Origin of the sequence: Pseudomonas mendocina (assembly GCA_037482215.1) — a bacterium.
GTDB lineage: Bacteria > Pseudomonadota > Gammaproteobacteria > Pseudomonadales > Pseudomonadaceae > Aquipseudomonas > Aquipseudomonas mendocina_E.
Map to the genome: position 1 here is coordinate 2,186,731 of CP148074.1, position 23,537 is coordinate 2,210,267.

The 23,537-nt window shown below is 55.3% G+C and carries 30 protein-coding genes; 27 read left to right on the forward strand and 3 right to left on the reverse strand.

Going from position 1 to position 23,537, the window contains the following annotated elements; genetic code table 11:
* Window positions 1–12 precede the first annotated feature (12 nt).
* Genes WG219_09910 through WG219_09920 form a run of 3 tightly spaced genes read right to left on the reverse strand, consistent with a single transcriptional unit; the run spans window position 13 to window position 2,435 of the window.
* On the reverse strand, window positions 13–708 hold the full coding sequence (locus WG219_09910) for an HIRAN domain-containing protein (protein ID WXL27735.1): 696 nt from the start codon (window positions 706–708) through the stop codon (window positions 13–15).
* On the reverse strand, window positions 705–1,679 hold the full coding sequence (locus tag WG219_09915; GenBank protein ID WXL27736.1) for a hypothetical protein: 975 nt from the start codon (window positions 1,677–1,679) through the stop codon (window positions 705–707). The genes WG219_09910 and WG219_09915 overlap by 4 nt, the downstream gene beginning before the upstream one ends.
* A 42-nt stretch (window positions 1,680–1,721) precedes the next feature.
* Complete coding sequence (locus tag WG219_09920) at window positions 1,722–2,435, reverse strand: S24 family peptidase (protein WXL27737.1); 714 nt, start codon at window positions 2,433–2,435, stop codon at window positions 1,722–1,724.
* 103 nt (window positions 2,436–2,538) lie between these two features.
* Here WG219_09920 and WG219_09925 point away from each other — a divergent pair, with 103 nt between their 5' ends.
* The 27 genes from WG219_09925 to WG219_10055 all read left to right on the forward strand — a co-directional run bounded on the left by WG219_09925 (window position 2,539) and on the right by WG219_10055 (window position 23,521).
* A complete protein-coding gene (locus tag WG219_09925) occupies window positions 2,539–2,745 on the forward strand; it encodes a Cro/CI family transcriptional regulator (protein WXL27738.1) in 207 nt (68 codons plus the stop codon).
* An 11-nt stretch (window positions 2,746–2,756) separates the two neighbouring features.
* Window positions 2,757–3,350, forward strand: coding sequence for a hypothetical protein (locus tag WG219_09930; GenBank protein ID WXL27739.1), 594 nt, complete (start codon window positions 2,757–2,759; stop codon window positions 3,348–3,350).
* Window positions 3,351–3,522: 172 nt separating this feature from the next.
* Window positions 3,523–3,873 (forward strand): hypothetical protein, encoded by a 351-nt coding sequence (locus WG219_09935; GenBank protein ID WXL27740.1) that lies wholly within the window; start codon window positions 3,523–3,525, stop codon window positions 3,871–3,873.
* Between the two features lie 28 nt (window positions 3,874–3,901).
* Window positions 3,902–4,096 (forward strand): hypothetical protein, encoded by a 195-nt coding sequence (locus WG219_09940; protein ID WXL27741.1) that lies wholly within the window; start codon window positions 3,902–3,904, stop codon window positions 4,094–4,096.
* Between the two features lie 3 nt (window positions 4,097–4,099).
* Window positions 4,100–4,936: a DnaT-like ssDNA-binding domain-containing protein gene (locus WG219_09945; protein WXL27742.1), complete on the forward strand. Its 837-nt coding sequence runs from the start codon at window positions 4,100–4,102 to the stop codon at window positions 4,934–4,936.
* Window positions 4,926–5,606 (forward strand): replication protein P, encoded by a 681-nt coding sequence (locus WG219_09950; protein WXL27743.1) that lies wholly within the window; start codon window positions 4,926–4,928, stop codon window positions 5,604–5,606. Before WG219_09945 ends, WG219_09950 begins: the two co-directional genes overlap by 11 nt.
* Window positions 5,599–6,045, forward strand: coding sequence for a RusA family crossover junction endodeoxyribonuclease (locus tag WG219_09955; protein WXL27744.1), 447 nt, complete (start codon window positions 5,599–5,601; stop codon window positions 6,043–6,045). The genes WG219_09950 and WG219_09955 overlap by 8 nt, the downstream gene beginning before the upstream one ends.
* A 178-nt stretch (window positions 6,046–6,223) precedes the next feature.
* Window positions 6,224–6,766, forward strand: coding sequence for a hypothetical protein (locus WG219_09960; GenBank protein WXL27745.1), 543 nt, complete (start codon window positions 6,224–6,226; stop codon window positions 6,764–6,766).
* A gap of 42 nt (window positions 6,767–6,808) precedes the next feature.
* Entirely contained in the window at window positions 6,809–7,714 is a 906-nt protein-coding gene (locus WG219_09965; GenBank protein WXL27746.1) for a hypothetical protein, read from the forward strand.
* A gap of 537 nt (window positions 7,715–8,251) precedes the next feature.
* Window positions 8,252–8,641, forward strand: a complete 390-nt coding sequence (locus WG219_09970) for a hypothetical protein (protein ID WXL27747.1) — start codon at window positions 8,252–8,254, stop codon at window positions 8,639–8,641.
* Entirely contained in the window at window positions 8,638–9,060 is a 423-nt protein-coding gene (locus WG219_09975; GenBank protein ID WXL27748.1) for a M15 family metallopeptidase, read from the forward strand. Before WG219_09970 ends, WG219_09975 begins: the two co-directional genes overlap by 4 nt.
* 70 nt (window positions 9,061–9,130) lie before the next feature.
* Window positions 9,131–9,508 (forward strand): hypothetical protein, encoded by a 378-nt coding sequence (locus WG219_09980; protein ID WXL27749.1) that lies wholly within the window; start codon window positions 9,131–9,133, stop codon window positions 9,506–9,508.
* A gap of 175 nt (window positions 9,509–9,683) precedes the next feature.
* The gene (locus WG219_09985; GenBank protein ID WXL27750.1) at window positions 9,684–10,250 is read left to right on the forward strand and encodes a hypothetical protein; all 567 of its coding nucleotides are present in this window, start codon (window positions 9,684–9,686) and stop codon (window positions 10,248–10,250) included.
* Window positions 10,247–11,917, forward strand: a complete 1,671-nt coding sequence (locus tag WG219_09990; protein ID WXL27751.1) for a terminase — start codon at window positions 10,247–10,249, stop codon at window positions 11,915–11,917. The genes WG219_09985 and WG219_09990 overlap by 4 nt, the downstream gene beginning before the upstream one ends.
* Window positions 11,914–12,267, forward strand: a complete 354-nt coding sequence (locus WG219_09995; protein WXL27752.1) for a hypothetical protein — start codon at window positions 11,914–11,916, stop codon at window positions 12,265–12,267. Before WG219_09990 ends, WG219_09995 begins: the two co-directional genes overlap by 4 nt.
* Window positions 12,260–14,437, forward strand: a complete 2,178-nt coding sequence (locus WG219_10000) for a hypothetical protein (protein ID WXL27753.1) — start codon at window positions 12,260–12,262, stop codon at window positions 14,435–14,437. The genes WG219_09995 and WG219_10000 overlap by 8 nt, the downstream gene beginning before the upstream one ends.
* A gap of 260 nt (window positions 14,438–14,697) precedes the next feature.
* Entirely contained in the window at window positions 14,698–15,666 is a 969-nt protein-coding gene (locus WG219_10005) for a hypothetical protein (protein WXL27754.1), read from the forward strand.
* Window positions 15,667–15,710: 44 nt separating this feature from the next.
* Window positions 15,711–16,655: a hypothetical protein gene (locus WG219_10010; protein ID WXL27755.1), complete on the forward strand. Its 945-nt coding sequence runs from the start codon at window positions 15,711–15,713 to the stop codon at window positions 16,653–16,655.
* Window positions 16,656–16,708: 53 nt separating this feature from the next.
* Window positions 16,709–17,194, forward strand: a complete 486-nt coding sequence (locus WG219_10015) for a hypothetical protein (protein ID WXL27756.1) — start codon at window positions 16,709–16,711, stop codon at window positions 17,192–17,194.
* A 3-nt stretch (window positions 17,195–17,197) separates the two neighbouring features.
* Complete coding sequence (locus WG219_10020) at window positions 17,198–17,869, forward strand: DUF6682 family protein (GenBank protein WXL27757.1); 672 nt, start codon at window positions 17,198–17,200, stop codon at window positions 17,867–17,869.
* Entirely contained in the window at window positions 17,866–18,426 is a 561-nt protein-coding gene (locus WG219_10025) for a hypothetical protein (GenBank protein WXL27758.1), read from the forward strand. Before WG219_10020 ends, WG219_10025 begins: the two co-directional genes overlap by 4 nt.
* A gap of 42 nt (window positions 18,427–18,468) precedes the next feature.
* Window positions 18,469–18,897, forward strand: coding sequence for a hypothetical protein (locus WG219_10030; GenBank protein WXL27759.1), 429 nt, complete (start codon window positions 18,469–18,471; stop codon window positions 18,895–18,897).
* A gap of 10 nt (window positions 18,898–18,907) precedes the next feature.
* On the forward strand, window positions 18,908–20,053 hold the full coding sequence (locus tag WG219_10035) for a hypothetical protein (protein ID WXL27760.1): 1,146 nt from the start codon (window positions 18,908–18,910) through the stop codon (window positions 20,051–20,053).
* Entirely contained in the window at window positions 20,054–20,335 is a 282-nt protein-coding gene (locus tag WG219_10040) for a hypothetical protein (protein ID WXL27761.1), read from the forward strand.
* Window positions 20,332–21,519: a hypothetical protein gene (locus WG219_10045; protein ID WXL27762.1), complete on the forward strand. Its 1,188-nt coding sequence runs from the start codon at window positions 20,332–20,334 to the stop codon at window positions 21,517–21,519. The genes WG219_10040 and WG219_10045 overlap by 4 nt, the downstream gene beginning before the upstream one ends.
* Window positions 21,516–21,899 carry a phage tail assembly chaperone gene (locus tag WG219_10050; protein WXL27763.1) on the forward strand — a complete coding sequence of 128 codons (384 nt, stop codon included), beginning with the start codon at window positions 21,516–21,518 and terminating at the stop codon, window positions 21,897–21,899. The genes WG219_10045 and WG219_10050 overlap by 4 nt, the downstream gene beginning before the upstream one ends.
* Entirely contained in the window at window positions 21,896–23,521 is a 1,626-nt protein-coding gene (locus WG219_10055) for a hypothetical protein (protein WXL27764.1), read from the forward strand. The genes WG219_10050 and WG219_10055 overlap by 4 nt, the downstream gene beginning before the upstream one ends.
* Window positions 23,522–23,537 lie beyond the last annotated feature (16 nt).

Below are 23,537 nucleotides of genomic sequence, written 5' to 3' on the forward strand. Positions count from 1 at the left end.
CAGTACTGGCTGCTATAAATATTTAACCAAAAGAATAATTCCGATCTTTGACTTAAATAAGTATTTTTTAAGGATGGTGCCTTTCACAGTGCCTTCATTTAAAAGTTTTTTGAATCCTGGAGTCATTGCCTTATTGATATAACCAATAACCACGTTGTTGTGCTCAACTTTGATTGCGTTCTCATCATGCTCGTTGTTCTCATCCAGCACGAATTCTACCGCATCCCCTTCGGCAATATTGTTCTGTGGTTTAACGTAGTGATGTGCACCTGACAACTCGATAATGAAGTCTAAGGGTGCTTTGGCATCAGTAAAGTCCGGGCATAATTCGAATGTATCGCTTGCGAGGCGTGCCCCTGTATAACCCAATAGCGAGAAAGGTGAGCCTGAGAAATTCTCTGGCAAATTGTATTGCCCTAGATATTCGTTGAAGTCCTCTCGCTTTCTTGGCGGTATTCGGCGCAAGAAAACATCTAATGCCCTTGGCTGCGATTCTGCTTTGCCGTCTTCGAAGGCAGGAAACTCATGAAATCCTTCATTTAAGGCTGCCTCAAAGTCGACAGTGCCTTTTAGGTATCTAAAAAAGGCGTCGTCACCTTTCCGAATTAGCTCACCAACCACCCGCCGATGACGAGGTTTGGTTTCATCAGAGTGATGCCAAACAAGCAAAAGTCGTGATGGCTCATAAATATGTTCGATTACGCTCATGCCAGTTTTTCCATAAGTAACACTGCGCGCCTTTTCGTCAGTTTAAGAATAAAACCAGCACGCTCTGGGGTGAGATTAGCACCTTCTAGCGTCTGGATGGCAACCATCTGATCGAGAGCCGCCTCAAGCGCAGAAAAGTCAAATTTCTTAAGCTTCTTCAACAGGAGTGATTTGACCTCAGGGAGCTTTTCAAGCAGGTCAAAACCACTAAGATGCCCGATTCTGTCGGACGACTTCCGATTGTGCCGGAGGTGGTGTCGACCTCTGTAGATGTATCTGTCTAGTGCAGGCTGATCCCATTTTGTGAATTTTGATGCGAGCAGCTCGTGCGCTAGACTGGTTCCGTTGTCAAACCACGGGGCAAATCGCCACTTGATATCAAATTTTTCTCCACGTCGCCTGGCGACGCTTTTCGAAACTTCAACAGCTCTCAATATATGCCCCCAGTTATCTTGGTGGCGATCAGTGTTTCCTATGAGAGCGTCGAAGAGCATCATGCTCCAGAATTCATATATTTGATTTCTCCCAAGTACGCGGTTATTAAATGAATCGGCATCAACTATGTTGTGCTGTGTGCCCTTTTCTCTGTCAAAGTCAGGAATTATCTTGTATAAGAAATTACCTGCAGAGAAAAATGACTCTTTACCTTCACTATAAAACCATGGGCTGAGTGCGCCGCTTTGGTTCTTTGTAGAGTCTATAGCTGCATAGCAAGGAGGTGCGTTAACTTCAAGTAATACTGCAATTTGGTAAGCTATTATTTCGGCCCAGTATTGTTCTGGGTATTTTTTATCAGAGCGCTTAAACATGTGTCGCCAATCGGGCTGAATAAAATCTTGCTCAGGCTCCAAAGGTGAAAAAACAGTTCTTTTAGGGCGCGCGCCCTCAGGGTAAGCAGCTGAGAACTCCGCATCTTCAGGCCAGTCTTTAATATCAATTACGACGTCTTGTACTCTGATTGTAGATACCAATGGTGATATCCCTATGACGACTAATATTATTATCTGATGGATCTATGTTCTTGCTTTGCTCGGCGGCACAATCGCCCCAACGTAGTGAATGTGTTCTAACTTCTCTGCTGGGATCGTACGTCTACCATACGCATCATTGATCGACATGACGCTGATTTCGGTGTCGTTTGCGTAAAGCAGCTCCTTGAGCATGTTTTCACCATCAGTAAGACGAATCATGACGTACTCACCTGGTACAACGCTGCGGTTTGGCTCAATCACTGCGATCCATCCTGAGCGGATAGCAGGGGCCATGCTGTCGCCTCTTAGGCGAAGTGCATAAGCGCCTGGATCGCTGGACGGAACGTCCACAACTCCTTCGCAGTCATCCAGTCCTGACCAGTACCCCTCTGGCCCCATTTGCGCAGTGCCAACGATCCTGACTGCCCGAAATTGGGAGGTAATTGGTGGGCCTGGCTCGACGGTTGATGATGCATCAGCCATCCGAGCAATTTCTTCAGCCAACCTAGGGCTGAAGTCGCTAACAGGGACTTGTAAATAGCGAGCAAACACTGAGGCTGCTTCAGCATTCAAAGCATTCTTGCCCGTCAGGTAGTGGCTCGCCGCACTCTGGGTTTTTGCCTTTAAGCCCTCGATCGCGATTTTTTCCTGGGTCACTCCAAGACTTTTCTTCTTCGACTTATAGATGGCATTGAGCGCCGCGCATTCGCGAATCTCAAGGTCGGTCAGTGGGCGTTTTTTCGGGTTCATATTCATCTTGTGACTCTATTCCCGCCGGTAATAACTGTCTAATACCGCAGGGCTTGATTTAATAAAGACCGCGGGTAATACTTTTGCCACTAACAGAGTGGAGAGGGCTATGAAACGTACCCCTTTGAATGAGTTTGTTGCTGAGCGCGGCCAAATCAACGCGGCTGTAGTGCTTGGAGTCACGCAGGGTGCGATCAGCAAAGCCTTGCGCATGAAGCGCGAAATTCATGTGAATCAGCATGACGACGGCACATTTTCAGCCGATGAGCTAAGGCCATTTCCGTCTCAGGTACTAGCCAAGGCATCAGTAGCCTAGGAGGAATCCAAATGACTCCCCGCGAAAAAGAAATTGCATTGGAGGCAGCAGGACGCAGCAGCGATCCATCTGGCCACGCCAAGCGAATGCTGGAAGCCGAGGCGGTGCTGCGAGGCGAACGGCCGCCATTTGTTGTGTGGCCAGATGAGATGAGCCATGAGGACAAGGCCGCTTGGCTCGAAGCACAAGCGACACTTGAGAGCGACCGAGTGATCAGCCTGGATGAATTTGTGGCCAGGGGCCGATCAGCGGTTACTGCTGACCAGCCAGCTTGGCGGCTGAGCAAGGACGACGGGTTACAAATCAGCAAACAGACAGAACAGGTGCCGCCATTTGTAGCTGCTCTGCGCGAGATCATTCGTCCTGACGAGGGTTTTCCGGGACCAGGCGGAACGTCGCCCGAAAAGACTCCGGGCTTGGTGATTTGTCCGAAGCCATCAAAATCACTTCTCCGCTTGAAAGAGTGGCTGCTTAGCGCGTGGCGATATCGGCCAGAGCGGGTGTTATGTGTGGCGGTGGTACTGCTGCTATTGCTTGGAATTTCCGGATCAGCTCTGTGGCTAGCTCTGACTGCTCTTGGTGAAGTCCGGAGCAAATTATGGTGAGCGCATCGTGCATTGCCTGTTGCCGCAGGTGCAGTGCCAGCAGCATTTCTGCCATCTCTTTCAGTTCCATGTCGGGCCTCCGTGTCCGTTGGTTGTGTGAGAACTCCAACGCTACCACGCCGCGCCTGACACCTATTTGTACTTTTCATCCCAACCCCGAGGCATATCCAAGGTGAAACTCCGAGAAGATCGCCGGCGTAAAGCGCCCGGCACCCACTTAACCGAGCTGATCAAGCTGCGGGTCTGCGAGGCAGACCAGGCTGAACTGATCGAGGCCGCCAAACTAAGTCATGCCGAGAACCTGACGGGCTATGCCCGTGATTGCATGTTCATAGGGCACAGGCTTCAGCAAGGGGGCCAGCAGGCACAGATATTTGCCGCAGTTCTGTTGCAGCAGCGCGCTCATGTGCTGGCTGCGCTGTTTCGCGGCGAACAACTAACACCCGATCAGCTCAGTGCTGCGCTGGCCAGTTTGGCGCAGCAGGCTCTGGGCGAGAGTGTTGACGAACTGAAGACGGCCTGAAAGGCCCTAGCTAAAGGAGGGGAGCGTCATGTTCTCGAGCCAAGTATGCGATGCAGCGCTGATGCAGCTCAGTGCAGGTGAAATACAGGCGTTAGAGCAGGAGGCAGTGCGACGTGGCTGCACCCCTCGCGAGGCCATGCTGGCCGTAGCTCTGGAGAGCTTGCAGCAACAGCTTTACGCGCTGGCACAGAGTGGTCGGCGATTGGAGCTGGTGAGGGGTTGATGTATGGGGGCGTACCAGATCAACGATGAGGAGCGTGAGGCATTGCGTGGCTTGCCGATGCTAGCCCGCGAGATCTACGTCTTTGGTTTACGCCCATTTATGGATTACGCCTCGGGTGTTGTCGGTGCGAGGCGTGGTGTGTCGTGGAAGTCCATCGCTGAAGAGCTGTATGTCGAACCCCACCAGGGTATTAAAGGGGGGGAGCCCAGTGAGAAGGAGCTTCGCCGCGCACTTATGTGGTTACAGCGAGTGGGCCTGCTAGGCCCTAATCAGGCTGAGCGCCGACTTATTTTTGAGCTGCTGTTGGCATCACGGGATAAATCCGCCCAAAAAAAAGTGGGCAGTAAGTGGGCAGATGAAGTGGGCAGGGAAGAGGGCAGTCAGCAGCCCAGTAACGACAAGGCTTTGCAGGAAAAAGAGGGCAGTCAAGTGGCAGGGGGTGAATTGCCAAAAGTGGGCACACCTCCGGTATCCGGTCTTCCTCCTAATCCTCCTCCTAGCGAAATCGCACAAAGATTCCAAATGCACGACACCTGGCAGCCTTCACCCAAAGGCTGGAAGGCAACGTGTGTTCGCAGAGCTATCAACCCTGAATCGCTCACGGAGGACCTGTTCAGAGAGTTTCTCAGCTACTGGATCAACCGCCCCGATAAGTGTCAGTCCCAAGGCCAGTGGGAACATGAACTGGCTCAATCACTCCAGCGGAAGGTGCGCAATGACGAAGCCAACAATCAACGCCGAGGCGCCGAGCAAAGCAGCTTCAATCACGGCAGCAGTAGTCTCGCAGATGAGCTCAATGACACCAGCTGGGCAGACAGGCTCCAGCTCCATGAAGGCTGAGCGCAAGCATGAGCTGACTCTGCGTGTGAATTTGCTGTTCACCGAGATGCAGTCTCTCAAGCCATTGCTGTTTCGCCACAGTTGGCCATCCAGAGAGCGCCTGAACGCTGCGAAGACTCAATACATGGCCGTTCGTGAGTTTCGCCAGCTCACCGATGCGCAGTTCAAGTTCGGGCTGGATCGTCTGCGTGCCACGATGAAATATCCCAGCGCACCCTCTGAGTTCCTGGAGCTCTGTCGTAACCCTGAACCTGAAGCTCTTGGGGCACCATCTCGTGACGAGGCTTATGCCCAGGTGCTGCGTTACGAAACTGCTCCCGCTGACAGGCGGGATCTTTCGGTGATGCATCCAGCCACTTACTGGGCTTGGAGGCAGATGAATCATTCGGTTTGGCGAAAGCTTTCAGCTGAGCGCCATGAGAAAGCGTTCTACAGCGCTTACCAGCGCGCTATGAAAGCGGCCTTAGCAGGCGAGAAGTTTCCTGCCCCTCCGAAGCAGTTAGCAGGAAAGGGCGGTGATATGTGTCCAGAAGTCGCCGCAACTGACGCCGTTCAGGAACAGCGCCTGCAGGCACGCATTCTTCAGCAAGGTATTCCGGCAGGTGTATCTGCCAGGCAGCAATTGCTCAGTTCGCTGGGGATCAAGCGCGGAGATGCGAAACATGCCTGATCTGCGCCCCATTGAGTTCACCGTGCCGGGCGAACCCCAAGGCAAAGGCCGGCCACGTATCGGTCGTGTAGGCCCGCACGCACGCATGTTCACACCCACGAAGACGGTGGCTTATGAGGGCCTGGTAGCGCTAGCTGCGCAGGAGGCCATGGCTGGGCGTGAGCTCATGACTGGCCCCGCACTGATTGAGCTGTACATCTTCCATGGCGTCCCTCAGTCCATGTCGAAAAAGCGGAAGGCACTTGCCTTGGCCGGTGAGATCAAGCCCATGAAGAAACCGGACACGGATAATGTGCTCAAGGCCATCTGCGACGGCTGCAACGGCGTAGTGTGGCGCGATGACGTGCAGAACACCGACGGCATGTTCCGGAGGCGTTATTCGGAAACGCCCTGCGTGCGAGTGCGCATTGTGCCGCTCTACAACGGGGAAGAACTGTGAAAAGTGCGCAACAGCCCGGTGCGCGCTTGCGAACGCTTGGTAACGCTGCGGTGAGTAGGGATGCAATGTGGTACCGAAATTCAGTTACTGCGCAAATGACGCGCAGTTTGGGGGCTGTATGAGACTGATCAGTGCGCGGCAGGCCTGGCACGACTGCATGTACAACAGCAGCACGACAATGCTTCAGAACCTAGTTGATCGCTCAATCTGGGGCCAGGTGCAGTTCAGCGAGATCGACAGCAGCCTGCATTGCATTGCGCACCAGGCACTGGCGGGGCGCTTTCAGCATGCAATCGCATCTTTGCCGCTTGCGTTGCAGTGCTACGGTCACAACCTGTACGCGCCAGAGGTTAGTACGCGGCAATCCAACCAGTGGTTTGAGGTTGCACATGCGTTGCTTTGGGAAAGTTGGGATAAACGCGCTGAGCTGACCGAGGAGAAACAACGCCTAGCGCAGTGGGTTGCCGCCGGCGTGCTGTACCGCTATCGCTTCATGGTACAGGGCGGCATGGGTAATCCTGATCCGCTTGCAGAACCGCGCCTGTTCCGTGGTTGGTTGCTTGAGCGGCACAGTGTGCGCCTCGACCGGCGTAATTGGTCTCGGGAATGGGGTTGGATCGTGCAGGAGTTGTTCAGGGTGTGTGATCGGCTGGATCGGCTGGCGCTGGGACCTTTGGCGTCGGTGCTTATGCAGGAGCGTGGCATGACGGTAGCTGCCTGAGATACGATGACAGCCAGATGATACTCCCACCCAGGGTTAAACATGCTCGAAAAGATAGGTCACATAAAAAATCCACTGACAGTTATCGCTCTATTCGCAGGTATTGCAGAAGTAAGTGGGGCAGCTGTACTTCCCTTTATTGAGCGGCCAGTACAAGAAACTTACGTTTGGTTTCTGATGGGTTTTCCTTGCCTGATAGTCCTGTTGTTCTATATCACTTTGTGGTGGAAGCATCATGTGCTTTATGCCCCAGGTGACTACAGGGACGAGTCAAATTTCACGAATATGTTTAGGGCCGGTTCTGCACAAGCAATCGCTGAGAAGTCAGACTTAGAAATTGATCAAATTATCATTGATGAGCAGTTTGAGGCGGCTGAGGTCGATCCAGTTTCGAATCCACCTCGTACACAACCCGAAGATGAAGTGCCGCTTAATCGGGAATTTGTTGTAAATACTGAAGATACAGATGCCACAGTAGGGATTTCGGATTTTAAAGAGTCGATTGCCAATGAAAATTTTCGACGTAAACGGTACGAAATATCAGGCAAGGTATATAGTGCAGAGAATTTAGCGTTAAAAAAATTATCAAATGAGATGGGTGTTGAACTTGTTAAAAACGTCTCACCCTTGGGGATGCCAAAGATTATTTTTGATGCAGTTGCTGAAGTAGATGGGGAGTTGGTAGTTTTTGAGATTAAGCTGGTCCGGTTTGAAATGGATAAGCGCAGTATTAGTGCGATTTTGAAAAAGGTAGATAGCTTTTATGAGGCATTAAGCTTTAAAGATCGTATTAGGTTCAGGTTTGTATTTGTAATTGTTGTAGAGGATCAAGATGTGGGCTTGGTGAGTGTTGGGCGCATTGCTAATATCGCAGCGACCTATAGGTTTAATATAAAGCTTGTGAAGTATAACCTAGCAGACCTAGAGTCTGCGTTTGGCGAAGCTTGATAATGAGTGTAGTGCTTGACACCCCGTGCCACTCGGAGCAGGATACTTTCAACGTGTGAAGTAACGACTGCACACCGCCCAATCTGAAACCCGGCCACCGCGCCGGGTTTTTTATTACCTGCAACTTTGCAACACCCGTAGCCAGGGCGGCCCTGCGGGGGAGCCTGGACGCTCCCAGCCAGCGGTGGGGCGCTCACCGAAAAACACTGGCAGCCCGCGCAGGCTTTTTCACGGGTTGCTCCGGGCCGGGCGCGTGTGGCGGATGACGAGACCGATGCGATGGGGTGTTGGCGTCAGGCGCAGCTATGGCGGACAGCTGGAAAGACAGCACCACATTCCTAGATACACCCTGACCCCATTCTCTACGTAAAGAATGGGGTGTCCGTGTATGTCACCAGAATACGGCCCCGCCGAGAGGCGTCGCCGTGGTCACGTCGAGAGACGTTGCCAACCCGCCGACTTCGGTCGGCACCCTTTCCCTGAAGTCCGCACAAAGTGGGCTCATCACCAGGGCTGAAAAGTCCCAGGAGATGCTTCATGAGGTCAAATACCATGCCTGAGCCAACCTCGGCTGCTGCTGGCGGCATTGCGTTGTACAAGCTGGGTGTGCTTGGACTTCTGGTCGCACTGGCCGCTGCGATAGTTGTCATGGCCATGACTGTGCCTAAGACCGTCCGTGAATTCACAGTCGCGCTGATCAGTACGCTGATGTTCAGCCTAGGCGGTGGCGCCGGTGTGATCCGCTGGTATGAGTTACAGCACTGGGCAAACGATCAATTCGGGCTGATCGCGTTACTTGGCCTGGTATTCGTTTGTGGGCTACCCGGTTGGGTCGTTGTCCGCGCATGGTTTGTGTATGCCGAGAAGCGCCGCACTGCCTCCCTGGTGGAGATTCTGCGTGAACTCAAGAGGGCTATCGGGATATGAGCCAGTTCCAGCTGAGTAGGCGTAGCGAGCAGCGCTTAGAGGGAGTGCACCCAGACTTGCAGGGGGTAGTTCGTTTGGCCATCACCCTGACCGAAGTGGACTTCAGCGTCACTGAGGGCGTTCGCACGGCTGAGCGTCAGAAGGTGCTTGTGGCCAAAGGCGCAAGCACCACAACTAACAGCCGCCATATCCCTAAGAAGCCGGCTGCCAGGCCTGAGCTTGGTGCTGTTTCTCATGCTGTGGATTTGGCCGCAATGATCGGTACCGAGGTGCGCTGGGACTGGCCGCTGTATCACAAGCTTGCCGAGGCAATGAAGACAGCGGCCTCAAAGCTGAAGGTGCCCATTGTGTGGGGCGGCGATTGGAAAACCTTTAAGGACGGTCCGCACTTCGAGCTGGATCGAAAGTTTTACCCATGATCGCCAAGAGCACATGTCTTGAGTCCGAAGTGCTTAATGCGCCAGCCACTGACGATAAGAGCCTCGACTGATGCAAATCAATCTAATGCGTGCCCTTGTGCTGTTGAGTCTGGCTGTTATCAGCAGTGTATTTGGTTGGCAAATGCATGTCTGGAAGGTCGGTTACGACGAAGCCGCGCAGTTGAAGGCTGATCAGGCACAGGAAAAACTGGCGCGTGAGCTGGTATCCCAAGTGGCCGAGAAAACTACCGAGGCCATTGCGGGTATCAAGGTGACAAACACCACCATCTACCAGCGTACTCGTCAGGAGGTCGTTCGTGAGCCGATGGACCCTAATTGCCGCATTCCTGCTAGCTGGATGCACAACATCAACGCCGCCCGTGCCGGTGAGCTTCGACCAGAGCCTTCTGGAGTTGTGCCCCGATCTACAGCAGGTGCCAGTAAATGAAGATGGTACCGGCGACCCAGCCGAGCTGACCTTATCGGATGTAGCCGCCTCCGGAATGTATCTGGAGTGTAAGCGCCGTCATCAGGGGCTGGTTGAGGCTGTGCAGGGGCAGGCCAGTCAACTCTGATGGGATGGCTGTGTCGCCTGCTTCAACTTATCGGGAGTGAATAGCGCAATGATCAGCCGCGACCGTCAGCGCTACGACTGGGCTGCGGTCGAGCGCGATTACCGTACGGGGGGATACAGCAACCGTGAGTTGAGCCGCGTGCATGGGCCGTCTGAGGCGGCTATCCGCAAGCGAGCAGCCGATGGTTGCTGGTCCCGTGATCTGTCAGAGCAAATTCGCCAGCGCGTTCGTGAGAAAACAAACCGTGCGGCAGCAGCTGAGGTTGTTCAGTCGGTAACTGATGCTGAGATCGTCGAAAACGCAGCTGCTGTGGGCGCTTCGGTGGTGCAGAGCCATCAACGCATTATCCGCCGTGCTAAGGATCTGACTGACAAGCTGATGGATTTGCTTGAGAAGCAGCTGGCCGATGGCAAGGTTAAGGTCCAGGTACGCGGTGGTGCAGTGGTTGAGATCGACCTGCCGCTGGACTACGTGGGTAAGGCGCTGGGCAATGCAACCGTTGCCATGGATCGTGCTATTCGCTTGGAGCGCCAGGCCTATGGATTGGACGAGGAAAGTAGCAGGGGCACCGGCAAGTCATTGGATGAGTTGCTGGCCGAGGTGGCAGGGGAATGATCCCTCGTGAGTTGCGAGCCACCGTAGTACGTGAGGGGGAGGAGCTGCTGGAGTTGCACCGCCGTAAGGAACTGAAGGGCAAAAAGCTACTTCTGCGGGCTTTGTGCAATAAATGGTACCGGCTAAACACGCTCTACAAGATTAAGGACAAAGATGGCAGGGTCCGGCGTTTCAAACCGAACGACGCACAACGGCAGCGTTACACCGACGGCCACTGTCGTGATCTCATTCTCAAGGCGCGGCAGTTAGGCTTTACCACGTTCGAGATGATCGACTCGCTGGATGACTGCCTCTGGACGCCGAACTTCAGTGCAGGCTGTATTGCGCACCGCCTGGACAGCGCCAAGGACATTTACCGCAACAAGATCAGGCTCGCTTACGAAAAACTGGCCCAGGACACAGCTTGGCAAGCAATCTTCAAGTTGATCGGGTTGCGTTTTCCCAAGCCCAAAAGTGACAAAGATCTGGGCTATGTATTCGATAACGGATCAAGCATTCAGGTGTCCACCGGATACCGCGGCGACACCTTACAGCGCCTGCATGTATCCGAGTTTGGGAAGATATGTCGGAAATACCCGGACAAGGCGCAGGAGATCGTTACCGGTGCGTTTGAGGCGGTAGGCCTTGGCAACCAGGTGACGCTGGAAAGTACGGCCGAGGGGCGCGAAGGCTATTTCTTCGACTATACCCAGATCGCCAGGCGTCTACTGGCCAGCGGCAAGCTTCCCTCATTGATGGATTGGCAGTTCCACTTCTTTCCGTGGCACCAGGAACCGGCCTATCAATTGCCCCCGAGCGGCATCGCCGTTCCGCAGTGGATGCGCGAGTACTTCTCTCAGCTCGAAACAAAGTTCGGTATTCGTACCTCCGCTGCACAGCAAGCCTGGTACGCGAAGAAGGCGGAGAGCCTGCACGATGATATGAAGCGTGAGTACCCGTCTGTACCCGACGAGGCGTTCGCGCAAAGTGTCGATGGTGCTTACTACATGCAGCAGATGCTCTGGCTGCGTAAGAACGGGAGAATCACCACCAAGTGCAGGCTTACGCCAGTGCTACCCGTGCACACGGCATGGGACTTGGGTATGAGCGACGCCATGTCCATCGTCTTCTTTCAGATCGTAGGGCGTGAGGTGCATATCATCGACTACCTGGAAGACAGTGGTGAGGGTATCGAGTACTACGCCACTGAGCTGAAGAAGAAGGGCTACAGCTACGGCAAGCACTTTGGCCCGCACGACTTGGCTGTGCGTGAGATCGGTACGGGTAAGTCGCGATATGAAGTTGCCTTACAGCACGGCATTCGATTTGAGGATCCTGTTCCGCGCATTAGCAGCCATGCGGAAGGTATCCAAGCGGTTCGGTCCTTCCTGCCGTTCTGCTGGTTTTCTGAGACCACGCTGGATGACAGCGCACCGGACGCAGCCGCATCTACGGGAGTCGACCGGCTGATTGACTGCCTTGATAGCTACCGGAAAGAGTGGGACGACAAGCTCGGCCGCTACAAGGATATTCCTCGGCACGACTGGGCCAGCCACGGTGCTAAAGCTTTTGAAACAATGTCACGCTGTGGCGTGTTCGAACTGGCCGGTGTCGTCGGCACACCGCTGCCGAGCAGCAGCATCCCAACCACACACCAGAGCCAGGGCAGCTGGAGCGCTTATACATGAGCAAGATTTACGTCGACGCCAACCAAGGAGCCGTCTTTATTGCTACAAAAGTCTCCGTTTTCGCTGTTGCTTCGGCACGCCTGCGAACTGACATCGGCGCAGTACAGATCGACAACGTATTGGTGCGCGAGGCTAGCGGTCAGCTGCCCGCAGTGCGTCTATCTTTCGAAATGCCAGAGGCCCTCGGCGTGGAGTTGCTGGTGAAACTGGACGAGTTTGCAGCTGATCCAGCTGGTTACCTTTTTGACCTGTTCGATAATCTGCAAGGCATTCGCCACGCGGCGTTGATGCGCCGCAGCGGTCGTAAAGATGAGGTGTCTGCGGTCTATGAGGCCATGAAGCATGCGTGACATGGGGCTTCTAGGCTTCACTCCGGCCAGTACATTGATCGCTCAAGAGCAGGCGCGCCAAGATCAATTGCAGCAGCGTGCAGCTCTCGAAAGTTCGCTGGCCAGTCACATTCGCCGCTGTTTTGAAGCCGCCAAGACTACTAAGCAGGAGATTGAGCGCCGCCTAATCGACTGCGCGCAGCGGCAGAAGGGTATTTATCCAGCCGACAAACTCACAGCAATTCGTGCTCAGGGCGGTAGTGAGCTTTATCCGAAACTAACAACAACCAAGTGCCGGGCCGCTGCTGCATGGATTCGTGACATCTTGATGCCAACTACTGGCCGCCCATGGGGGTTGGACCCTACGCCGGTGTCGGATATTCCGCAGGGAGTGCTGGAGGCATTCAAGCAGACATTGATGGGGCGCTTGCAGCAGGACCCTCAAGCTGCGCAGTCGCTGACCCGAGAAACCTTGGAGCAGATGCTGCTTGAGGAGATCGACAAGCGTGCTCGGTCGGCCGCAGACGCGCATCAGGATCTGATTGCCGACCAGCTTGCGGAGGGTGGTTGGGATGACGCGCTTGAGATGTTTATTGATGACTTTGCAACCTACCCAGTAGCTATTCTGAAAGGGCCATACCTGCAAAAAACACCGGATTTGGGGTGGGGGCAGGGATGGGAGTTGATTGAAACTGAGGTCGTTAAACCACAATTCAAGCGGGTCAGCCCCTTCGATATTTACCCCTCAGCGGACTCATCGGATGTCGATGATGGGGCTTATATCATTGAGCGGGAGCGCTATACCCGGCGGGGGCTGAACAAACTGCGCGGTGTGCCTGGCTATTCCGAGGACGCTATCCGCAAAGTGTTGCTTGAACATGGGCGCGGTGGTCTGCGCAATTGGCTGGCAGTAGATGGCCAGCGGGCGGTGATCGAAGATCGCAGTGGTGATTGGCTCAACAATCACGGTGAGACCATTGAAGGCTTGATCTACTGGGGCAGCGCTCAAGGCCTGATGTTGCTGCAATGGGGAGTTCCTGCCGAACAGATTCCAGATCCGCTGGATGAGTACGAGATCGACGCTATTCTGATCGGGCAGCACGTTATCCGCTGCGTGATCAACCGTAACCCGCTTGGGGCCAGACCCTACAATGCTGCCAGCTTCCAGCCGGTACCGGGATCGTTCTGGGGCATGGCCATTCCCGAACTGATGAACGACGTGCAAGACATGTGCTGTGCGACTGCCCGTGCTCAGGCCAATAACATGGCATTTTCGTCTGGTCCGCAGGTTGAGATCGACGAGACACGACTGATGCCGGGAGAAAACCCGAACATTATGTTCCCGCTCAAACGCTGGCGAACTAAGTCAGTTATGAGTCAGACCACGCCATCGCCCGCAATTCGTTTTTTCCAGCCGGCCAGTATGGCGGGTGAGCTGATGGGCGTTTACAGCGAGTGGGAAAGGCGTGCCGACGATGCCACCAATATCCCTCGTTATATATACGGCAGCGAGAAGATCGGTGGCGCTGGAAATACTGCGAGCGGCCTGTCAATGCTGATGGAGTCGGCTAATAAGGGCATCAAGGATGCGATCCGTCATATCGACCGCGGTCTTGTGCGTCGAGTCATTCACGCGCTCTGGCTGTTTAACATGCGTTACTCGAATAATCAGGCCATCAAAGGTGACTGCCGGGTAGTAGCACGCGGCTCCAGCGCTATGTTGCAGCGTGAACAGACCCAGATGCTGCGGCAGCAGTTTTTGCAAGGGACCGCTAACCCCGTGGACATGCAGATTCTCGGTGTTGAGGGCAGGGCAAAGTTGCTGCGAGCCGTGGCGGAAATCCTCGATATGCCAGGCCTTGTGCCCAGTGACGAAGAGATCAGTTCCCGGATTGCCCAAGAGAACGCTCAGCAAGGCCAGCAAATGGAGCAGGCTGCCCAACTAGAGCAACAGCGTGTCACCGCTGAGGTGGACAACACGCAGGCCGCGGCCGAGAAAACCCGAGCGGAAACTCAGGAAATTCTTTTCGAACTTGGCGCGACAGCAGCACTACTGAAAGGACGCGGAAATGCAACCGGAAGAGCAGCAAATCAAAGCGCTGGCTCGCCTGCAATCGGACGCCACTCCGGATTGGCAGACGTTCCTTCAGTTGATCCGAGAACGCAGGGAGTTGGCACGTACGGACCTTGAGATTGCCGTCGGCGTTGAAAGTATTGCCCGGTTGCAGGGACGTGCGCAGGCCTATGCGGAATTGTTGCAGGACATTGAGTCGGCTCGTGAAAACGCTCGGTACTTGATCTAACTAATCAGCCCTCACAACAAAGCCCCTTGGATTCGTCTCAGGGGCTTTTTTGTGGGCGCGCTCCCGGCCTTGGCCATGGCTGGAGAACCCGCAATACCCACAACCTGTGAACCCCGGCAAGTGTCGGCTCACCACTACGGAGACACGTATGACCAGCACAATGCTACCCCGCAACATCCAGGTCCAAGCTGAGGCCGCAGACGCCGCAATCGCTGCCCTCAATCAGCCCGAGCAAGAGGGAAACCCCGCACCCGCGGCTCCCGATGAGCCCACGGCGACTGAGCCGACTCAGCCCGTAGCAGCCACCGTCCCGCAAGAACCCGCCCCACAGGCAACTGAAATCCGGGATGCGGCCTATTGGCAGCACCGCTTCAGCGTACTGAAGGGTAAGTACGATGCGGAAGTACCGCCACTTCAACGCCAAGTTTCTGAGCTGACACGCCAACTGCAAGAGGCTAAGCAGGAATTGCCTGCTGCAAGCGCTCCGCAGCGTGCGCAGGACGCCATAGCAGACTTGAGCAAAGAAGAACTGGAGCAGTTCGGCCCCGAGCTAATAGCCGTCATCCAGCGCATTGCCAGCAAGGCAGCAGGTCCGGCCAGTACGGTCGGCGCTGCCGAGGTGGAAACGTTGCGTCAGGAGGTTGGCCAGCTTCGAGATGAGCGGCAGCAGGACGCTACCGCGCGCTTTTGGACCGATCTGGAGCAAGCAGTCCCGAACTTTCGGCAGATCAACGATGACCAGCAGTTCCATGCGTGGCTCGGTGAGATCGACCCGTTCAGTGGAGTGCCGCGGCAGCAATTGCTGATCAACGCACAGAAGGAACTCAGTGCATACCGCGTGGCGGCGCTCTTTAACGCCTACACGCAAGCTACATTCGCCGCCGCCAAGCCGCCCGGTACTCAGCCGCCCCCAATCCCTCCGGAACAGGTCCAGCCGGCAGCCAGCCGTGTTGGGGCCGAAACTCTCCAGCCTGCTACGCAGCAGCGTATGTGGAGTTCTGCCGATATCAGCCAGTTCTACAAGGATAAGGCAGCGGGCAAGTACCTGCCGGCGGACGCGGCGGCACTCGAAACCGATATTTTCGCCGCCCAATCGCAGGGCCGCATCACCCAATAACTGCGGTCCAGTAACGCCGGGAGGCGTCACACAGGAGAAACACCATGGCCGGTCCTATCCGCGCACCAGGTCACCCCAACGTAAGTTCTACCAGTACGGTCGGATTTATTCCGGCCATCTGGTCGGGCAAGTTGGTCGAGAAACTCTACGCCGCCACTGTCTTCGGTGAGATCGCAAACACCGATTACGAGGGCGAGATCAAGCAGAAGGGCGATACCGTCGAAATCCGCACGGTGCCCAATATTGTCATCAAGGACTACCAGATCGGTGGCGGCCTCACCTACGAGAAACCGACGTCCGATAAGGTGACCTTGCAGATCGATCAGGCGAAGTACTTTGCCTTTGAGGTCAACGACGTTGATGCCTACCAGGCTGACATCAAGCTCATGGACGAGTTTTCCAATGACGGTGGCGAGCAGATGAAAATCGCCATCGACACAAGCTTGCTGGGTAAACATTACTCCGATGCGCACGCCGAAAACTCCGGCGGTAACGCGGGTGCAAAGAGTGGTGGTTTCAACTTGGGGGCCGCAGGCGATCCCGTGGTGGTCACAAAAGCCACAGTCCTGGATCTGCTCGTCGACTGCGCGACCGTACTGGATGAGCAGAACGTCCCGGAAACAGGTCGTTGGATCATTCTGCCGGCCTGGATGTCCGGCATGTTGAAAAAGTCCGACTTGCGAGATGCGGGCATCATGGGCGACGCCCAATCGGTGATCCGTAATGGCAAGCTGGGTGTACTGGACCGTTTTACGGTCTACAACAGCAATAACCTGTCGGTGGTGAATGATGTTGCTGCCGGCAATAAGAAGTGCACCCACATCCAGTTCGGTCATAAGAAGGCACTGACTTTCGCCAGCCAAATGACCCAGATGGAGACCCTACCGAACCCGAGCGACTTCGGGAAATTGGTGCGCGGTCTGAACGTCTACGGCTCCAAGTGCATCGACTCGAAAGCGCTTGGTCATCTCTACGCCACCAAGGGCTGAGCCCGCTTCGGGAGTCGTCCTCGGGGCGGCTCTCGTTAACTTGGAGTGAATCCATGTACGAGCAAGAATTGATTGCTGCGGTGAAGGCCGCGAAGACCAAGGACGAGCTGGAAATTTTGGTGAAGCAAGAGCTGGGCATCGACTTGGACAAACGCCGCAAGCTGGAGGATCTGCGGGGTGACATTCTAGCCGGTCTGGGGGCCGTCCTGGAAAACGTGCATCAGGAGCCGAATAGCTCCGAGGATTCGCAGCTCAATGGCCAAACAAATCAGGCCACAGGGCAAGAGCAGGAGGGCGCCGTACTGACCGAGCCGCAAACGCCAGTAACGGTGGTGGCTGAGGCTCCGATGGTTGGCCAGCCCGAGCCTACGAACAGTCTGTTGGACGAGGCAGAGCTGCCCGAGTTGGAAGAAGAGGGCGGTGAGTGGGAACTGGAGGAAACTGCACCGGCTAACCGCCTGCTGCGCAACCGAGAGAACGGCCGCGAGTTTATCTGGACCCCTGAGCTGGCAAAGCTTAGCCACATGGAAGAGGTCTAAAGAATGACTGTGACTGTGGGAGATGTCCTGCGGCGTGCACGGACGATCTTGCAGGAGCGTAGCAAGGACGGTACGCGCTGGACTAACAAGGAGCTGCTCGACTGGCTAAATGAGGCGTACAGCGTTGTGATCGGTATTCGCCCTGGTGCGAATACTGTGACCGCAGAAGTTACTTGTGTCGCAGGAACCCGGCAGACCATTCCGAGCGGGCACGAGCGCCTGCTGTCTGTGTTGCACAACACTGCTCAGCAGGCCAAAGGGCTAGTCATAACCCCCATTCTGCGTGCTGAGCTGAATGCCATGCGTCCGCGCTGGCATGGCGAAACGCCCAGCATAGCCATCGAGCACTATGTATTTGAGGAGGATGAGCCGCGAATCTTTTACGTCTACCCGCCTTCAGCAACTGGGGCGAAGGTGCTGGTCAGTTGTTCGGCTGTGCCGACACCACATGCTGTAGCGCAAGCCTCGACCGACTCGACTGAGGCAATTCGGCTTCCGGATACCTACGGGCCGATCCTGCTGGACCTTGTGCTGGCGAGAGCCTTCACCAAGGACGCGGAGGGCGGTGCTAACCAGGCTCGCGCCAACTCGCATCTACAGGCCGCCCAGAGCGCACTCGGGCTCAAACTCCAGGGTGATGGAGCCGCTAGCCCTAACGCAGAGAGCGCGCAATGAATATCAATGACCTGATTGACCAGTTGCAGCCAGACTTTCCGGGCTGCCCGCGAGCAACTCTGCGGGACATGCTGCGCTGGGCACAGCGTGAGCTGTGCAGTGAGGGGAACGTGTGGGTGCACAGCGATGGACTTGCTGTTGTGGCTGCCCAATCCGACTCTCCGGCGATTGAGATCCCGCCCGGAGCCGATGTTCTGCGAATTTTTTGGCTGAGGGACGCCGGTCGAGAGCTGGCTCCGGGGGATGCGTTCTGGCAACCGACTGCCAGTACCGTGGAGTTTCGCCATCCGCCTACGAGCGATGAACTGGACGGGGCGCTCGTTTGCCAGCCGATCCTGGGTCGCGATATGCCCGCCGAACTGCTTGGGCGTTGGTCGGAGGTTCTGATTCATGGTGCTAAGTATCGGCTGTTCAGTATGCCGCAGCCATGGCGCGACTTGGCGCTAAGCGACTTCCACAACCGGTATTTCGTGGCTGCTCAGGCTGACGCTAGGCATCTGGCCTTAACCGGACACCAACAAGGAAACCTGCGTATGCAGGTGCCGCGTTTCCTGTAACGGTTTTTCAAACACCCAAAATCTAGCCCGGGAGGGCCGATTATGTCTGCTGCGTCTAACTACCTTGAATCTGCTCTGCTTGAGCACTTCCGTGGCACTCAGCTGCCGTTACCCTCTAACTTCTTTGTCGCACTGCACACGGCTGATCCGACCGATGCTGCTCTGAAAACTGAGGTAAGTGCTGCGGTTTGGCCTTCGTATGTCCGCCAATCTGTAGGCACACCGCTGTCATCTGCGTGGACGGCCTCCGCCGACGAAGCTGGTGGTGGGAAACAAATCACCAACGCCAATACCTTGAATTTCCCGGCGAATAACGGTGCTACCTCTGTTCAAGTTACTCATTTCTCTATCTGGGATTCGGGTAGTAGCGGAAATATGTGGGCACACGCCCCGCTGACAGCGCCCAAGACTATCGACCCAACCGATATATTTTCGGCCATCCCTGGCGCTTTGCGTCTGATCTCCCGCTAAGGGGTATCCCGTGCGCCTGAACGGTTCCGCACTCAATGAGCGCAGGCTCAATGCTGGTAGGAGAGTGCCTGTCCTTGGCTCGGGACAGGCACTGTTCAGCGTCTCAACCGAGATACTGGCAAGGCGAGTCGTCCACGGTACTGGCGCAGCGGTAAAGCTTCTTGCGGGGGACTTTCTGGCGAGTGCTGTGCGCCGGACGACGGGCGAGTGGGTCACTCTTGTCAATGCAACTCTTATCGAGACAGTGGCCCGTAATGGAAGCGGCGAGGCCGTATTCAATCTTGCGGCTGATCTTTTCTACTCTCGGACAGTTCTAGGCTCCGGCTTTGCGGTGTTTGGCCTAGAGATGCTGGGCCATGTCGGCATAGTTTTCATCGAAGGTGAAGCGTTCATTCGACCGATGCAGGTTGAGATGACATCGGCCAAGCGCGTGATGGTGTTGGGGGCTGCTGATATTGCCGTTGGCGGTTCTCTGATGCCCTCGGCAATTCGACTAAGCGTTGTTGAGCTTGTGCCATCACATCTCACTGGTGATTTAGAGGCCTCGCATATTGATGCGGCAGGCGTACGGCACATTGGCTTCTCGGGGGGCACTCCACTGGAGTTGGACCTACAGGATTCAGGAATGCTTCGGCAGGCCTTCGTCGGCTCTCTTGACTTTGAACTGCTGGGCTCTGGTAGCGGCTCTCTGATTAAGCCAACCCTGGCGGGGGCTGCGGAGTTCGGAGTGCAAGTGCTTGGAGGTTTCCATGCCATCCGGCCGATTAGCGGCTTAGCGGTGCTGGAACAGCACATGGTGACTGACGGTGCGGTGATTGTGCGCGGTGAAGGTATAGCCGTGCTGTCTCTGCTCACATTCGGTACTGGCTATAAGCGCACGTATCCAGACTTAGAGGCAACGATCGTTCGAATAGACAGCTCAATGAGTGGTACCCGAGTGATAACTAGCTCTGGGGCAGCAGTGACTGAGCTGGAGGCTTTGGGCGTTGGTGTGCGCCGACGTGTAGGCAGAGGCACAGCGGTGTTTGATTTTCTCGGAGAGTCCGATAGCTACATCAACCCGAATGCCTTTGATCCAACGGAAGAAATCTTTTCTCGGTTGGTAATACCGCGAAATTTTGTGCGTCTGCCGGCCATCCGCGAATGGAGACGATGAATGAAATTAGGGACCTTTACTAAACAGCCGTCAGAGCGGCTGAGCAAGTCGATTGTGTACGACGAGGCTTTGGACGAAGGCGACGAGATCGCAGTTGTGATGTCCTGTTTGGTTGATAGCGCAGATCTAGCGGTGGTGCCGACCTTGGTCGACGGCAACCGGGTGCGGCTTTGGGTCAGTTCAGGTGTTGACGGTGCCATATACAAGATCACCGTCAGGGTGCAAACCGCTGGCGGTGAAATTTTCGAGGACGAATTGTTCTGTAGGGTACGAGAAGTATGACGCAGCGATATATCAACAATTACGCCTCTGCCTTAGTGGGTGACGTTTCGGTTGGGGATGCTCTGCTGGTCGTTGCCAGTTCGGCTGGGCTACCTGTACTAGCTGCTGGGGATCATTTCTTGCTAACGCTCATCAAGCAGGATGGCAATGGTAACGAGACGGCCTGGGAGGTCGTCAAGGTGACCTCATGGAACGGAACTACCCTAACAATATCGCGTGCTCAAGAGGGTACAAAGGCAAGGCTCTGGCTGGATGGCTCGCTGATCGAGGCCAGGCTGACTGCGGGTGGAATGGATGGTAAGCAGGATCTGATTGCCCTCAGCACTGCCGGGCAGTTCTACGCTGGAGATAAGACATGGCGTGATCTTTCTAGCGCAGTACTGGCTGTGATTTTGTCTGGATTACAGACCGGTGCGAATTCCCCTATCAGTGCAACTGATGGCTTGCTTGCCGGTATTGCCAAATTACAGGCTCAGATTAGCGCTCGTGCACCGCTGGCATCGGCATCTCTAACCGGTACTCCTACAGCACCGACCCCTGCACTGGGGACAAACACCAACCAGATTGCAACTATGGCCGCGGTACAGGCTGCAATTGCTGCTTTGGTCAGCTCATCACCTGCAGCATTGGACACACTCAAAGAGCTGGCTGCTGCGTTAGGAAACGACCCCAATTTCGCGACAACCATGGTTAATGCTCTGGCTGGGAAGCTTGGTATCAGCGCCAACGCAGTATCAGCAAGCAAGTTGGTGGCTGCGCGCACAATATCCCTGGTTGGCGATGTGATTGGATCGATCAGTACTGATCTATCCGGAAACGTCAGTATGGCCACCTCCATGAATGATTCTGGATGGCTGACTCCGACGCTGGTGAACTCATTCACCCTCAGTGGCATGGCAGAGCCGCTGCGATTTCGTAGATTTGGGGGGCGGGGGACATTGATGGGGCAGTTTAAGCGTGTAGATGCTCCGACTTTTGGCTTGCAAGCGATGACGCTTCCGGCGGGTTATCGCCCTGACAAATATGTTCCGATTATCTGCACCGTGTACTCAGACAATCTCCAATGGAAGCTTGGAGATCTCGCCCTTAGCACTGATGGGCGTCTTACTATAGGTCTTCTCGGTGTTCCTGCTAGCGCCAATGCATCTTGGGCATTTTGTGCGAGTTACGAGGTGGCTTCATGAGATTCGAACTGGACAGCACCGGTCGCTTCCTCTGTGACTGCCCTGATAAGAATGTTGTGTTGACGAATTGGTCCTCCACTCGGCCCCTCCAGCCTTGTGACTCGCCTCGCAAACTAGGCCCACGCCTCGAAACCGGCGAGTGGGTAGGGCAGTGGGTTGATGATGGGGCAAAGCTGCAACCAGTCGACCCAGTCGCCGAACGGCTTTGGCGTGACAGCGAACTGACAAGAGCCGACAAAGCGATTTGGGCTCAGGAAGACCTGGGGCTGGACTCAACCGCTTGGCGGGCCTACCGGGTGCAATTGAGGGATTGGCCGCAATCTGCTCTGTTCCCCAATCCAACCCATCGACCCAAGCCCCCAGCTGGTAGTTTTGTATGAAGCTGGCCCTGGCTGCTTTCCGTGGTGAAATTCCAATTGCAGATGAGCGTTTATTGCCTGATCAGAATGCTCAGGTTGCACGTAACGTATATCTGCGTCGCGGAACCCTGAAGCCTGAGCGTGCGCCTGCAAAATTAGCTGGTCTTCCCAGTGTTATCGCTCCATCGACTCTGTATCGCTACCCAGGCGGGAATAATGGTGCAGGTTATTGGCTGGTATGGGGGGGAGGAAAACAGGTCAGTGTGATCAAGTCTTTGCTGGCAAATGATGCATGGAGCAGAGTTTATTGGACTGGTGATGGTTACCCAAAGATGGGCGGGATCGGTCAGATCACTTCTGGCAGTGGCCCATACCCGAGTAGCAGTTTTCGCTTAGGAGTGCCGGTTCCTGCCGAGTCACCAGTTGTCTCGGTTCCAGGTGACCGGGTTGAACAGGACAAGCAGCCACTTACTGCTGTGCAGGCCAGCTATGTCGTGACGCTCATTAGCCGGTTTGGTGAAGAGGGCCCGCCATGCCTGCCAAGCAATCCTGCCATTCGTTGGGATATGGTCAGTGGTGCCCCCGCAGGTGGTGATCTAGTGCTGGCGTTGCCGGGGGTCCCAAGTGGACCACATGACATAGTAAGCAAGCGTATTTATCGCGCAGAGTCAGCTGGCGTATTTCAAGAGGTGGCCACCGTTGCGGCTGCACTGGGTACATACACGGATAACGTGTATAGCGAGTCCATGGGGGTATCGCTGCCATCGCTGGAGTGGGATATGCCTGACGATCGCCTGATCGGGCTTACGGCGTTGCCAGGCGGATTCATGGCCGGCTTCTTTGAAAACACTCTGTGTTTCAGTGAAGCATACATGCCTCACGCTTGGCCGGTTTCCTACCAGATAGCCATTCCCGAGACCATTGTAGGCATCGCTGCTGTGGCTGGAGGTCTAGTAGTGGTTACCAATGGGCGCCCACATTTGATCAGCGGGTCATCACCGGCTGGTATGGCTGACTCGTTACTCGATGAGCTTCAGCCCTGTGTCTCCAGGCGGTCACTTGTAGATATGGGTGAATACGCTGTTTATGCATCGCCGAGTGGTTTGGTGGCCATAGGCGGAGGTGAGGCTCAGCTGTTAACTTCGCAGATGATTTCAAAGGAACAGTGGCAAGCGCTTAAGCCTGAAACAATTCATGCATACCGTTATGACGGGCGCTACTTGGCCTTCTATCAAGGCGGCTGCTTTTCTTTCACACCTGGCGATGGCTTCGAGTTCTACGACGTGAACGCCTCGGGTGGCTACTTCGATCTGGACAAGGACACGCTGTGCTTGATCCAGGGAAACAGCATTGTCGGCTGGGGGAAGGGGGCAGCTATGACAATGCGATGGCGCTCCAAGATATACGAGGTTTCACCCAGTTCAGGGGGGTTCTCCTGCGCCAAAGTAATTGCACGCGACTACCCGGTGACGCTACGTCTGCTGGCCGACGGAGAGGTTGCCGCTGAGCTGGAGATCGAAGATAAGCGTCTAGTACGCCTACCTCCGGGGTATGTAGATTCCCGCGACTGGGAAATTGAAGTCGAGGGCACCTGTGAGGTGCAGTCGATTCAAGTAGCAACCTCGGCTTCCGAGATTGTGTAACTGCTTGCCGTGAGGC

Coding starts and splice junctions, on each gene's coding strand:
- WG219_09910 (WXL27735.1), bottom strand. CDS start 708: ATGAGCGTAATCGAACATATTTATGAGCCATCACGACTTTTGCTTGTT.
- WG219_09920 (WXL27737.1), bottom strand. CDS start 2,435: ATGAATATGAACCCGAAAAAACGCCCACTGACCGACCTTGAGATTCGC.
- WG219_09925 (WXL27738.1), top strand. CDS start 2,539: ATGAAACGTACCCCTTTGAATGAGTTTGTTGCTGAGCGCGGCCAAATC.
- WG219_09930 (WXL27739.1), top strand. CDS start 2,757: ATGACTCCCCGCGAAAAAGAAATTGCATTGGAGGCAGCAGGACGCAGC.
- WG219_09940 (WXL27741.1), top strand. CDS start 3,902: ATGTTCTCGAGCCAAGTATGCGATGCAGCGCTGATGCAGCTCAGTGCA.
- WG219_09945 (WXL27742.1), top strand. CDS start 4,100: ATGGGGGCGTACCAGATCAACGATGAGGAGCGTGAGGCATTGCGTGGC.
- WG219_09950 (WXL27743.1), top strand. CDS start 4,926: ATGAAGGCTGAGCGCAAGCATGAGCTGACTCTGCGTGTGAATTTGCTG.
- WG219_09955 (WXL27744.1), top strand. CDS start 5,599: ATGCCTGATCTGCGCCCCATTGAGTTCACCGTGCCGGGCGAACCCCAA.
- WG219_09960 (WXL27745.1), top strand. CDS start 6,224: ATGCTTCAGAACCTAGTTGATCGCTCAATCTGGGGCCAGGTGCAGTTC.
- WG219_09965 (WXL27746.1), top strand. CDS start 6,809: ATGCTCGAAAAGATAGGTCACATAAAAAATCCACTGACAGTTATCGCT.
- WG219_09970 (WXL27747.1), top strand. CDS start 8,252: ATGAGGTCAAATACCATGCCTGAGCCAACCTCGGCTGCTGCTGGCGGC.
- WG219_09975 (WXL27748.1), top strand. CDS start 8,638: ATGAGCCAGTTCCAGCTGAGTAGGCGTAGCGAGCAGCGCTTAGAGGGA.
- WG219_09980 (WXL27749.1), top strand. CDS start 9,131: ATGCAAATCAATCTAATGCGTGCCCTTGTGCTGTTGAGTCTGGCTGTT.
- WG219_09985 (WXL27750.1), top strand. CDS start 9,684: ATGATCAGCCGCGACCGTCAGCGCTACGACTGGGCTGCGGTCGAGCGC.
- WG219_09990 (WXL27751.1), top strand. CDS start 10,247: ATGATCCCTCGTGAGTTGCGAGCCACCGTAGTACGTGAGGGGGAGGAG.
- WG219_09995 (WXL27752.1), top strand. CDS start 11,914: ATGAGCAAGATTTACGTCGACGCCAACCAAGGAGCCGTCTTTATTGCT.
- WG219_10000 (WXL27753.1), top strand. CDS start 12,260: ATGCGTGACATGGGGCTTCTAGGCTTCACTCCGGCCAGTACATTGATC.
- WG219_10005 (WXL27754.1), top strand. CDS start 14,698: ATGACCAGCACAATGCTACCCCGCAACATCCAGGTCCAAGCTGAGGCC.
- WG219_10010 (WXL27755.1), top strand. CDS start 15,711: ATGGCCGGTCCTATCCGCGCACCAGGTCACCCCAACGTAAGTTCTACC.
- WG219_10015 (WXL27756.1), top strand. CDS start 16,709: ATGTACGAGCAAGAATTGATTGCTGCGGTGAAGGCCGCGAAGACCAAG.
- WG219_10020 (WXL27757.1), top strand. CDS start 17,198: ATGACTGTGACTGTGGGAGATGTCCTGCGGCGTGCACGGACGATCTTG.
- WG219_10025 (WXL27758.1), top strand. CDS start 17,866: ATGAATATCAATGACCTGATTGACCAGTTGCAGCCAGACTTTCCGGGC.
- WG219_10030 (WXL27759.1), top strand. CDS start 18,469: ATGTCTGCTGCGTCTAACTACCTTGAATCTGCTCTGCTTGAGCACTTC.
- WG219_10040 (WXL27761.1), top strand. CDS start 20,054: ATGAAATTAGGGACCTTTACTAAACAGCCGTCAGAGCGGCTGAGCAAG.
- WG219_10045 (WXL27762.1), top strand. CDS start 20,332: ATGACGCAGCGATATATCAACAATTACGCCTCTGCCTTAGTGGGTGAC.
- WG219_10050 (WXL27763.1), top strand. CDS start 21,516: ATGAGATTCGAACTGGACAGCACCGGTCGCTTCCTCTGTGACTGCCCT.
- WG219_10055 (WXL27764.1), top strand. CDS start 21,896: ATGAAGCTGGCCCTGGCTGCTTTCCGTGGTGAAATTCCAATTGCAGAT.